The sequence below is a fragment of the Sphingobium sp. VMM genome, from assembly GCF_056790315.1.
Genome location: NZ_JBXGSI010000027.1, coordinates 40365 through 51740 on the forward strand (window position 1 = coordinate 40365; position 11376 = coordinate 51740).

The window sequence follows — 11376 nt, forward strand, 5'->3', positions numbered from 1 at the left end:
GCCATGCTCCTCACAATGTAAGGCCAAGGGACAGCATCATTGATGTCGATTTATATCGGTAGCGCTCGACTGCGCTTTCACGCCATTCGTGGCGAACGTCCACGCCGGCCGTCAGGCGGCTGCGCAGTGCAAATCGATATCCGGCGTTGAGCGCGATCGTTTCGTCGGTACCGCGCATCATGTCGGTGTCGATCAACAACTCGCCTTTGAACTGGCGCCGGGCATAGCTCGCGCCAGCCTGGATCGAAGATCGTGAACTGAGGGTCGCATTTCCGCGGAGCGAAAAATTGGTCAGGACGATATAGGTCGCGCCGGTGTTGCTCTGGTTGCTGGTGCTTCGGCTGCCGTCGAATACCAGGGAGGTGCGCGGCGATGGCCGATAGACGGCACCGGCATGATAGCCCAGACCCGAATAGTCATCGACCCGTTCATCACGCGCCTTGGTATGAATATAGCCAATTCCGGCACTCCAACTGAGACGCGGAGCGACAGCGCGTTTGAACTCGATCCCAACCCGATAATTGTCGGCACCGCGGCTCATGCGCAGTTCGGACGTCTCGTCTGACCAGTGGGGGCGACGAAACGCTTCGACGTTGAACATCAGCCGGATGTCGCCAAGGCTCGCCTTGCTATAGGCGATACCGATACCGGCGCTGCGGGTGCGGATGTCGAACGGCCGGCGTGAATCGACGCTATTGTTCGTTTGCAGATAGCCGAGCTTGATGACGGGATAGTAACCATAGGGCTTGTCGCACTCGGCCGTGACCGCATAGTCCTGGGTGCGTTCGCTGTTGCCGACGATAATGCCTTGATCGGCCAGATCGGCCTGTGCGAAATTCAATCGGGCGCTTGGACGCAGATAACAGAGTGCGCTGACCTTTACATCGCCCTTGGCGGTGAGCGTAACGCGCTCCCGATCGAGATTGCTGTAGCGCTGATGGAAGTCATAGCCCAACGATCCCATGACCGTGACCTGGTGGACACCGAGATTTTTCCTGAAGGTGACATCGAGCGCCGGGGTGATGCGAATATCGTCCTTGTCGCCGGAGACGAGATCATCGCTCTGGCGCAGGACATTGTCGTCGTAAAGCATCCGTACCGTGGGTGCCACGGTCAGGCCGTCAGGCGGCACTTCGACCTGCGCAAAGGCTGGGCAGCCCAAGATGATCGAGCAGGCAAGGGGAAGGCGCGCATAATGCAGGCGGGTCATCTTGCGGCTCCCGCCTGGTTGTATTTTGCAACAATGGCTGCCTGTGGCCGGGCTTTGCCTTGTACGGGTTGCAGGCTCATGGGATAGTTTGCGCCCCACCATGGGCCGCCGGCCCAATAGGCCCAACCCATCCAGACATCGGCATTGGCATCGAGATGCTTGAGCAGGGCGTCTAGGCTGTCGAGGCAGGCGGCATTTGCTGGGGCGCCGAACTCGCCAAGGAAGCCCTTGTGGCGGTTGTCCCGAAGCCATTTTGTCGCCGCTTCCATGCGGCGTTGGATGACCGGCGGTGCTTCGCATTGCGCCTTCATCCCGGAACTGTCCGAGTCCAGATATTGGTGCATCTCGATCGCATAATTGCCGGCTGGATCGCGGAAGTTCTGGAAGGCGGCAGCGTTGGAGGCGCGGCCGCCAGCGATCCAGCTATGCGCGCCGGTCCAGTTGGAGCCCGGCACGAACAGCATGTTGCGCGCACCCGCCTTTCGGATGGCGACGACGCTTTCGTCCACCATCGATCGCCAGCGTGCTGGAGCCATGCCGTTCGGTTCATTCATCAGACCGAAGGCCACCTGCCGGTTCTCGCGATAATGCTCGGCCAGCCGGCGCCACAGATCGGCAAGTTTCGCGCTGCCATCTGGCGATTGATCCAGTCGCTGCCCCCCGTTTGCGCCATAATTATGGATGTCGAGGATGATGATCCGGAACGGGGCGAGGATCGCCACGACCTTGTCGAGGCGGGCCTGTTCGGCAGTCGAAAGGGGCTGGAGCGGGACGGGTTGGATCCGCTCCCACAATATCGGAACCCGGACGATCTTCATGCCCATCGCGACGAAGGGCGCCGCGGTGCGGGTATCGGGGTAGATATAATCCTTCCCGAAAATACCCGGCTTCCTGCCCGAGTTGAACTCTCCGCCCGCGAGGTTGATTCCCGACAACGGTGGCTCCGCGCAGGCCATCCAAGGGCATGCCGTCGAGAGGAGGGCAGCACATCGGATCGCAAGGACCGTCCGTCTCGGGCGCTGAGGGGCGCTCATGGTCAGCGCTGCCCGCCTGTGCTAGCAGAGCGCCGCAAAGGGATAGATTGTAGGGCATGGCACCGATCGGGAACAGGCAGGCGAGCGTGGATGTCGCTATCGCGCCCGCGTCGCGACATGCGGCGCGGGCCGTCGCCGGACGTGAACGACATGCCGCGTTGCTGACTCATTTCGGCAGCGTCGGATTGTTGTTGATGCGGGGCGTTGTGACCGACGTTGGGCAGTCGGGCGATGCGGAAACGCGCGTGATCCATTATCGCCGGCAGGTTGATGGAAAATATTGCGTCGAACTGCCCGCGCGCATCGATGTCGATATCGGAGATATGATCATGATCCGTGCGCTGACGCTGCCCGACGGGGCGGTGCGGCCGATCATGGCGCGGGCGACGAGCCGACGGGAATGGATAATGCTCGATGATGTCAACGCGATTGTCGACGACTATACCCGTGCCACACGCCGTTTGGTTCGTTGGGGCACAGGGGCCGGATCGGCTCTGGCAATGCTGGCGGTTTGCGGCATCGCGGCTCCTCTCGCGCTGACCACAGCGGTATTTTCCTTTGCCGGTGCCTGGAGCTTGCATCGCCGCGATCGCCGAGATCGGACTAGGATCGGCCGCTGGCTTGCCCGTTAGGTCGGCAAGAGTTCCAATGGACATGGTCATGCGAGCATCCCCTGCTGCCGATACCAGGTGATGGTGCGACGAAAGCCTTCCTCCAGATTGATCAGCGGCTGATAGCCGAGGACCGTCTGCGCCCGCCTGATGCTGAACGCGCGGTTGTGCTTGAAGATGGTCAGCCGGCGACGAGGTAATGGGGGTTGCAATCCCAGCGGCGCATAAAGTGCTTCGCACAGGCGCGCGGCGATCAGCGCGAGGCTGTAGGGGATGGTCGTCTTGGGCGGTGGTACGTCCAAGGCGGTAGCGACGGCCCTTACATAGTCGCGCAGCGGCAGAAAGGCGCGATCACCCAGGATGAAGGTACCCGATGGCGCATCGGGATGAACCATCGTCAATATGTAGCCGGCGACCAGGTCATCAATGTAGACAGGATGGAAATTGGGTGTTTGCCGACCCGCAAACAGAAAACGGCGGCGCTGGACCAGGCGGAACAGCTTTAGCATCCGGGTGTCGCCTGGCCCATAGGTGGAGCAGGGGCGAACGATGACGACGCTCATGCCCGGCCGGCCCATTTCGTCACGGCAGAGATCTTCGGCTCGCAACTTGCTTTCCTGATAGGGATCGCGGGGGTCGAATGGCGCATTTTCGTCTGCGGGGGCGTCGGCCACATTCCCGTGGACGCCAATCGACGAGCAATAGATGAAGCGCTCGACGCCGGCCCGTCGGCTCGCTTCAAGCAGGGCCCGAGTAGCATCCCGATTGACCTGCATGAACGCCTTGCGCGGTCCTTCGGTACGGAACATCGCGGCAATGTGAAAACAATAGCGTGCGTCCCGAAGCAGTGCGTCGAAACGATCAGAGTCTGTCAGCGAGCCTTCGATCCACTCTATGCCGCTCTCGCGCTCCGCTTCGGTAAGGGGCCTGCGGCACATCGAGCGGACGCGGTAGCCCATTTGCAGGAGTTGACGTGCGAGCGCCCCGCCAACGAAGCCAGTCGCGCCGGTCACTGCTATGATGGGCTGATAACCGATTTCGTTCATGTAAATAGCTTCCGGTCGACGGCGAAAGGCGATGCATTCATCATCGCTATTTTGCGTCCAGGCGCGTTGATCGGCGAAAGCAATTGCGTCTCCATTGAAGAAACGATCATTTGATATCCCGATCTCAATAATATTGCGTGGATCATGATTGCGGAAATTCTTACTCAAATGCGGTATTAGTCAACATCAGGGGTAACACCTATCAATTAGGTGCAAATACATAATGGAACATGATTTTGTTATGTGTGAACTTGGTGTTTGTTCGGGTGAGTGACGCGAGCACTCGATGCACGTGCCATCTTGTCCGAGGCGGACGCGTTTTCATGAGCGGATCTGCATGGTGCGTTTGGTTCTTGGCGCCCATTCGATCGTGGAGGCGCGCCGCTATTCAGGCTTTCGGCTCATGCTTGTCGCGTGAGCGCCAGTCGGAGAACGGGTTTGGCATTGCAATTTCTGTCTGCACAGCTGGATCATCTTTACGCGCGGCTGACAGTGATGCGACTCCGCGCGCAAGGCTGCCAACCGGGGCGGGGCCTGCGCGTGCGGGGTGGCGTGCCTTATCTCCGGAACCCCGGATCCTTGGTCATTGGCAACAATGTCCGCCTGCGGAATGAACCGACCCGGATTCGCCTGGCTACGGTTCCGCAGGGGGCTATCATTCTTGGCGACGAGGTTTCGTTGAACACGGGAGTTCATATCTTCAGCGCTGCGCGGATCGATGTCGGCGGCGGGTCGCGTATCGGTGACAATGTTGCGATGTTCGACACGAGCTTCCATCCCGTTCATGAAGGGCGCTCCGTAAGGCCCCGTCCGATCACCATCGGTCGCAACGTCTGGATTGGCCGCAACGCCATCATCTTGCCCGGCGTGTCGATCGGCGATCATTCCGTGGTGGCGGCCGGATCAGTGGTCTTTGATGATATTCCCGCCCGACAGGTGTGGCGGGGCAACCCCGCGGCATTCGTGAAGCATGTCCGGGCGACCGACGATTTTCGACGTAGCTAGGGGGAGGGCGATATGTCAGGTCCGGGGTTGGGGCGCGCAGTCCGTTCAGGCATGGCCTGGTCCATCCTGGAAAGTTGGGGTGTGCAACTGTTGCAGTTCCTGACCTTCCTCGTGATTGCGCGCTATGTCGATGCGACGATGCTGGGCATCGTCGCCATGGCCCTGCTGGTAGGGCAATGGTTCCAGATGATCATATTGTCGGGGATCAGTGCATCGCTTGTGAGCAAGGGCGGCGCTGCCGATGCCGACTTGGATGATACGGCCTTCTGGATTTCTGCTGCGGCCGGCGCGCTGCTGCTGATCGCGACCTTCTTGCTAGCCGACTTGGTTGAGCGGACCGCCGCCCATCAGGGCTTGGGCATGGTTTTGCGATGGCTGAGCGTCGCGAATTTCCTGGGTGCGCTGAACGTCGTGCCACAGGCTTGGCTGACGCGGGCCTTGCTGATGCGGCCATTGGCCACGCGCTCGACAATCTCGACCCTGGTGGGCGGCCTTGTCGGAATAGCACTGGCCGTGGCCGGTTATGGCGTGATGGCGCTGGTGGCACAAAATCTGGCCGTAGCGGTCATCGGAACGATAATCCTGTGGGCCGCCTGCCCGATGCGACCCCGACTGCGTTTTTCACGGGAAAAGGCAAGGGACGTGCTTTTCTATGGCCGTCATGTCGGCGTGACGGGCGCTGCGAATTTCTTCAACGCCAATGCTGACATCATGGTCATCGGCCTGGCGCTCGGCGGCGCAGCGACAGGCATTTATACCGTCGGCAAGCGGGCTTTGCTGGCCGCCAATCTGATGCTGGCGCGTGCGCTGTCCCGTGTGGCACTTCCGGTCTTCTCGCAACTCAAGGGGGATCCGCCCCGCCTTGCAAAGGCTTTCCTCAGAATAGTGTCGGCGACATCGTCCATAACGACCCCGGCCTTTGTCGGCCTGGCGATCGTATCGGACGAGTTTATTTTCCTGTTGTTCGGTCCGCGTTGGGCGGCGGCAGCCGATGTGATGCGCTATCTCAGCCTGTTCGGCGCGCTCCAGGCGATCGGCATTTACAATCAGTCGCTGATGCTCGCCATGGGAAAGCCGCAATGGCAGACTTGGCTGGCGGGCATTTATGCGCTGGTCAATATTGTCACCTTCTTCTTTGCCGTTGAATATGGGATGGCTGCGGTCGCTGCCGCGTTCACGGCGCGCGCCTATATCCTCTATCCCCTGTCCGTCTGGCCAGTTGTGGTTCTGCTGCCGCTGGGATGGCGGGATTATTGGAAGGCGCTGGGGCCCAGTGTCGTCGCATCGCTGGTCATGGCTGTTTTTCTATGGGGGTTCCGGTTCGCATTGGCCGGCCAAGCTCCGATTCCGATGCTGTTGTCGACGGTCATCGCTGGGGCAGCGGTCTATATGGTCGTCCTCGGACTGGTCGGACGGACCATTGTCATCGACATGTTCCATTTCGCACGGGCAGGGGGCAAACGCGTGTCCTCCACCAGTTAAATTTCCGAAGTGGACATTTTTGGAAATCCTCCGGCAATGACATTTTGCAGCTGCGGAACGAAATTTCTCAAAATGTGTAAAACTACCTACTATACTTCCCCTAATGCCGATGTTAAAAATTGCGCATTGCAGCAGAGAATTATGTAAACCTCCAACTGGATCAATAATCGGTCAGGGGTGAGCATGGGGCAGACGTCCGATTGAAGACGTGAGCCGGTTTCTGCCATCCCTTTCAGGGTGACGGTCGCAGCATATGAAATAATTCTGGGCGTTAAGCGCGGGGTTTGAGTTATGTTCGCAGCCGTCAGACGATTTAACATCATGCCGATCTCCGAGGCGGGCCAAGTCCGCGCCAGCTTTTCGCTGGTCAGATTGCGTTGCCTCAGGCGCCACGTCTCGTGGAGTGGGGTCAGTCGCTATCTGGTCGGGTTGGCCATGGTCGCGATCGCGCTCGCCGCTTTTCAGGCCGATGAATATCCGTCCTTCTCCAGCGAATTTTATGTGATATTCACATTCGTTGCATTGTTTACGACGATGCTGTTCGGCGCCGGACCGGGCTTTCTGGCTGGTATCGCCGCCTTGGCGGTCACTTATCTGCTTGAAGGCTTTCATGGCGGGCTGCTTGCGGCGGGCGCCTTCCTCATGGCGCTGGTTGCCGCCAACGTCGTTGCGCTTCGCGCGACATTCTGGCGCGCCAGAGCGGAATATCAGGCTGCCCATGTCGGCCGGCTGATGACGCAGATGAAGCTGCTGACCGACGGCGCGGCGCATTATGCCCTCTACATGACCGATGTTTCAGGGTTTATCCTGCATTGGAATCGCGGTGCCGAGCGCTTTACCGGCTGGTTGACCGGCGAGGTGATGCATCGCCATGTCGCGCTGCTCTACCCAGGGCGCGCGGAGATCAAGGCGCGCATGGCGCAGGCCTTCGCCTTCGCCCGCCAGCATGGCAGCTGGGAATTCGATCATGAATGCTGCCGCAGCGATGGCACGATCTATCTGCAAAATTGCGTTGTCACGGCATTGTACGACAATGACGGAGCGTTGCAGGGCTTTGCCAACCTGATCCGCGACGTCACGCTGGAGCGCGCGCATGAGCTTGCGCTGCAGGAGCGGGAGCATGAGTTGCGGTTGATATTGGAGACCGCGCCGGACGCCGTCTTCGTATTCGATGCCGACGGCTGCATCGAATATATCAACGAAGCGGCCTCCCGCATGTTCGGCTATGATCTGGTGGATCTCAAAGGCCAGAATTTCGAGAGCCTGCTGCTGGTCTGTCCTTCTGAAGACGAAGTGCCTGACGAATATCCATTCCGGATCGTCGATGTTTCGGAAAAGATCGAGCGGCAGTTGATCGGCCGGCATCATAATGGCTCGAATTTTCCAACCGAGATGACCTTCGTGCGGATGGAAGCGAACGGCGGCACAAGGTTTACGGCCTTTGTGCGCGACCTTTCCGAACAGGAGGCGACGAAGGCTCGGCTGGAAACCCTGCAGGCGGAAATGCTGGATGGCACCCGCTATAGCGCAATGGGCGCGATGGCGTCGATGCTGTCGCACGAGTTGACCCAGCCATTGACAGCGCTTGCAGCCTATATGGAGGGGGGCAGCATCCTGCTCAACAATCTCAACGGCGGGAGTCGGGCGAAGCTGGACGAAATTTTCCATCTCGCGTCGAGCGAAGCGGTGCGGGCGGGGGCGATCATGCGCCATTTGCGCGATTTCACCAGTAGTGGCGAAGCGCAACTGGAGGTGCAGGATATCGGCGAAATGGTGCGCAGCAGCATTGCGCTCGTTCGCCCCGCAGCTGCCCGTGCGCAAGTCCGTGTCGTGCTTCGGGTTGCGCCGGACGCGGGGCCGGTATTCGCCGATCCGGTCCAGATCCAGCAGGTGATCGGCAATCTTTGTCGCAATGCCATCGATGCGATGCGCAACATGGATGAGCGGATACTGACGATCCACGCATCCCGCGTCGATGAGCTTACCACCCAAGTCATGATTACCGACACTGGCTCGGGCATCGCCGCGGAAATCCGCGAGCGGCTGTTCGACGCCTTTGTCACGACCAAGGAAGAGGGAACTGGGGTCGGATTGTCCATTTGTCGAACAATTGTGGAGGCCCATGGCGGGCGGATCTGGGTTGAGCCCGCGCCTGCCGGCAGCTGCTTTTGTTTCACATTGAAGCGTAAGAAGGGGATTCTTTGTGGAGGAAATGAAGACGATTCACATCGTGGACGACGAATATTCCGTCAGAGCGGCAACGGCATTCTTGTTGGAGCTTGAAGGATATTCGGTCCGCACTTGGCAGAGGGGCGCTCATTTCCTCGCCGCCGCGCCGACCGAGCCGCCGGGCTGCGTCATCCTGGACCTGCGCATGCCCGACATGGATGGACTGGAGGTGCAGCGCCGTCTCAATGAAGCGGATCTCAATTTTCCGGTCATCATGCTGACAGGGCATGGCGACATTGCGGTGACGGTCGCGGCAATGAAGATGGGTGCCGTGGATTTCCTGGTGAAGCCGTTCGAGCGGCAGAGCCTGCTGCAGGCGGTCGAGAACGCCTGGTCGGTACTATATGATAATGGTGCGCGCCGGCAAAGGGTCGCGCAGGCGCAATCGCTGGTGGAAAAGTTGACGCCGCGCGAGCGGGATGTGCTGGCAGGCCTGACAATGGGGCTGCCGAACAAGCACATCGCCCTGCAATTGGGCATCAGCCCGCGCACGATCGAAATTCATCGCGCAAACCTGATGGCAAAGCTCAAGACACGCAATCTTTCGGATGCCCTGAGAGTTGCATTCGCGGCGGGAATAGGCCGGAGGCTGGACGGATGAGCGTCAATATTTCTGCCGCCGTGGTGCTTTTTGTCGCCATAAAGAGGGGATTGTCGCGATGAGCGCCAATAGTGCGATCGGGAGCCAGAAAATTGCGAAAAGGCGATCTGGCCATGCTGGCTTGATTTCGACGAGCGATGCATTTTGACGTTGCCAGAGGTGATAAAGGCCGATCGCCCAAATGAGCAATATGATTGCCGCACCGGCGCAGAGCGCAATGTTCATATTTCCATGAACCTCCCATTTTCGGATTAAAGGACGATGCTCTGTTTTTTTTTAGCAAAAGCAATATAAGAATAATATAAGTGAAATTACGCTGTTAACAAAGTTGCCGATTCATCTAAAATCATTCCGATATAAATTTGATTTTTGATATTTTATTAGTTAATATTTATTAGGTGTTATCACGGATTGATGTTTTTGAGGTGCCCGTGCTCTTGTCGGTTGAATTGATTTCGCTCCTCTGCGTGCTGCGCAACTGGGAGCGCCCGGCCATTGCTGTGCCAATGGTCGACAATCGACGAGAAAAGGACAGGCCATGGCAAATCCGGATTTGGCGGCGCGTTTCCACAGCGCGAGCGGAACGGGGGCGTTAATCGCCAGGCGCAATGCACGCCTGTGGCTGTGCCTGCTGTTGCTATCAGCTGATTGCTTGGCGCTGCTGATTGGCTTTGGTGTAGGCGCGCGCCTCTCGCCGGCATCCTCGTCGGACATGATCGGATCATTATCCGCAGGCATTCTCGTCTTTGCGATCATCGCCTTTCACAGCCAGGCTTACAGCATGTCCTGTCTGACCAGCGCCACGATCAGCTGTCGTGCTGCGGCATTGGCATTTGGTGCCACCATGCTGCTGTTCTTCCTTGTAATTTTTGCATCGAAGGCGGTGGGGACCTTCCCGCGCTCAGGCATATTGTTCGGCGTTTTTGGCAGTCTGGGGCTGCTGGTCGTGCAGCGCTCACTGATGGCCTATGCGGTCCGGCGTTGCTTCGGAAATCAGCTGTTCGCGGAGATATTGATCCTTGATGGTATCGCGCGCCCCAATGATTGCGGTGCGGCAGCCGTGATTGATGCGCGCCAGATCGGGCTGCGCCCCGAAGAGGATGATCCGCACAAGCTGCACCAATTGGGTGTGCTGCTGCGTGATTATGACAGAGCGATCATCCTTTGCCCGGCTGCCCGACGGGCGAGTTGGGCCGAGATATTGAAGGGCAGCAATGTCCAGGGCGAAGTCGTCGTGCCTGAGGTCGGGGAGACTGCACCGCTTGCGGTAGGGACTTGGCTGGACACGTCGACCCTGGTGGTCTCGCGCGGCCCGCTCAACCTTGCTGACCGCGCGCGCAAGCGCTTGCTTGACATTGCCTTGACCGTGCCCCTGGTCATTGCGCTGCTGCCGTTGCTGCTTCTGGTGGCAATCGCGATCAAGATCGACAGCACAGGGCCGGTCTTCTTCCGTCAACAACGCATCGGTCGCGGCAACCGCTTGTTCCGGATCTACAAGTTCCGCAGCATGCGGACCGATTGCGGCGACGCGTTGGGGAGCCGTTCCACTGGTCGAAGTGATGACCGTGTGACCCGCATCGGGCGCTTCATTCGCAGCACAAGCATCGACGAACTGCCCCAGCTGTTCAATGTTCTGCTTGGCGAAATGAGCCTCGTCGGGCCGCGGCCGCACGCTTTGGGCTCGACCGCTGACAACGCCTATTTCTGGCAGGTCGATCGGCAATATTGGCATCGTCACGCGCTCAAGCCCGGCATCACGGGACTGGCCCAGATCAGGGGTTTCCGTGGCGCGACGGAAACACGCGGCGACATCTTGCGGCGGATCGAGGCGGATCTGGAATATCTGCACGGCTGGAGCCTGGCGCGGGATATCGGCATCCTGCTGCGGACCTTCAACGTGCTCGTTCATCACAAGGCGTTCTGAAACGGGGGGGCATGATCGATCATGATCGGCCGCAAATCACCTCAGGATGAGCCGGCCATGACGACGAAGCTGGAATGAGGCAGGCGTCGCCACCCGCCTATATCATGATGAGCGCGGCCTCCAATTCTCCAATCTGGATGATGTCGCCTGGTGCCAACCCGGAATTGTCGAACATCGGAAGGATCGCATCGGCGTGGCTTGGCCGTGGTTCATGTGGGCAGGCAAGAAGGGGAT

The 11376-nt window shown here is 59.2% G+C and carries 11 protein-coding genes; 6 read left to right on the forward strand and 5 right to left on the reverse strand.

All coding sequences use genetic code 11. The features are described from left to right. Positions 1-10: 10 nt before the first annotated feature. Together ACUCV3_RS24725 and ACUCV3_RS24730 are read right to left on the reverse strand one after the other, a co-directional pair. Positions 11-1312, reverse strand: coding sequence for an outer membrane beta-barrel protein (locus ACUCV3_RS24725; RefSeq protein WP_240700563.1), 1302 nt, complete (start codon positions 1310-1312; stop codon positions 11-13). After that, entirely contained in the window at positions 1207-2145 is a 939-nt protein-coding gene (locus tag ACUCV3_RS24730) for a glycoside hydrolase family 5 protein (RefSeq protein WP_279729532.1), read from the reverse strand. The genes ACUCV3_RS24725 and ACUCV3_RS24730 overlap by 106 nt, the downstream gene beginning before the upstream one ends. A 155-nt stretch (positions 2146-2300) precedes the next feature. Here ACUCV3_RS24730 and ACUCV3_RS24735 point away from each other — a divergent pair, with 155 nt between their 5' ends. Further along, on the forward strand, positions 2301-2876 hold the full coding sequence (locus tag ACUCV3_RS24735) for a hypothetical protein (protein WP_482241286.1): 576 nt from the start codon (positions 2301-2303) through the stop codon (positions 2874-2876). Positions 2877-2902: 26 nt separating this feature from the next. On the opposite strand, the gene ACUCV3_RS24740 is transcribed toward ACUCV3_RS24735, so the two are convergent. Continuing rightward, positions 2903-4069, reverse strand: coding sequence for an NAD-dependent epimerase/dehydratase family protein (locus ACUCV3_RS24740; RefSeq protein WP_279729534.1), 1167 nt, complete (start codon positions 4067-4069; stop codon positions 2903-2905). 270 nt (positions 4070-4339) lie between these two features. Here ACUCV3_RS24740 and ACUCV3_RS24745 point away from each other — a divergent pair, with 270 nt between their 5' ends. Together ACUCV3_RS24745 and ACUCV3_RS24750 are read left to right on the forward strand one after the other, a co-directional pair. Next, complete coding sequence (locus ACUCV3_RS24745) at positions 4340-4906, forward strand: acyltransferase (protein ID WP_004207140.1); 567 nt, start codon at positions 4340-4342, stop codon at positions 4904-4906. Between the two features lie 51 nt (positions 4907-4957). After that, positions 4958-6388: a lipopolysaccharide biosynthesis protein gene (locus ACUCV3_RS24750; RefSeq protein WP_482241287.1), complete on the forward strand. Its 1431-nt coding sequence runs from the start codon at positions 4958-4960 to the stop codon at positions 6386-6388. A 171-nt stretch (positions 6389-6559) separates the two neighbouring features. Here ACUCV3_RS24750 and ACUCV3_RS24755 read toward each other — a convergent pair whose 3' ends face one another. Next, on the reverse strand, positions 6560-7159 hold the full coding sequence (locus ACUCV3_RS24755) for a hypothetical protein (RefSeq protein WP_234792366.1): 600 nt from the start codon (positions 7157-7159) through the stop codon (positions 6560-6562). Positions 7160-7171: 12 nt separating this feature from the next. Here ACUCV3_RS24755 and ACUCV3_RS24760 point away from each other — a divergent pair, with 12 nt between their 5' ends. Both ACUCV3_RS24760 and ACUCV3_RS24765 read left to right on the forward strand, forming a co-directional pair. Continuing rightward, the gene (locus ACUCV3_RS24760) at positions 7172-8671 is read left to right on the forward strand and encodes a PAS domain S-box protein (protein ID WP_234792364.1); all 1500 of its coding nucleotides are present in this window, start codon (positions 7172-7174) and stop codon (positions 8669-8671) included. Then, on the forward strand, positions 8601-9218 hold the full coding sequence (locus ACUCV3_RS24765; protein WP_072894451.1) for a response regulator transcription factor: 618 nt from the start codon (positions 8601-8603) through the stop codon (positions 9216-9218). The genes ACUCV3_RS24760 and ACUCV3_RS24765 overlap by 71 nt, the downstream gene beginning before the upstream one ends. 3 nt (positions 9219-9221) lie before the next feature. Here the strand turns inward: ACUCV3_RS24765 and ACUCV3_RS24770 are convergent, their stop codons facing one another. Next, entirely contained in the window at positions 9222-9443 is a 222-nt protein-coding gene (locus ACUCV3_RS24770) for a hypothetical protein (protein ID WP_137405646.1), read from the reverse strand. 313 nt (positions 9444-9756) lie between these two features. Between ACUCV3_RS24770 and ACUCV3_RS24775 the strand changes: the two genes are divergently transcribed. Beyond that, positions 9757-11142, forward strand: coding sequence for a sugar transferase (locus ACUCV3_RS24775; RefSeq protein ID WP_235682052.1), 1386 nt, complete (start codon positions 9757-9759; stop codon positions 11140-11142). The last annotated feature ends 234 nt before the right edge of the window (positions 11143-11376 follow it).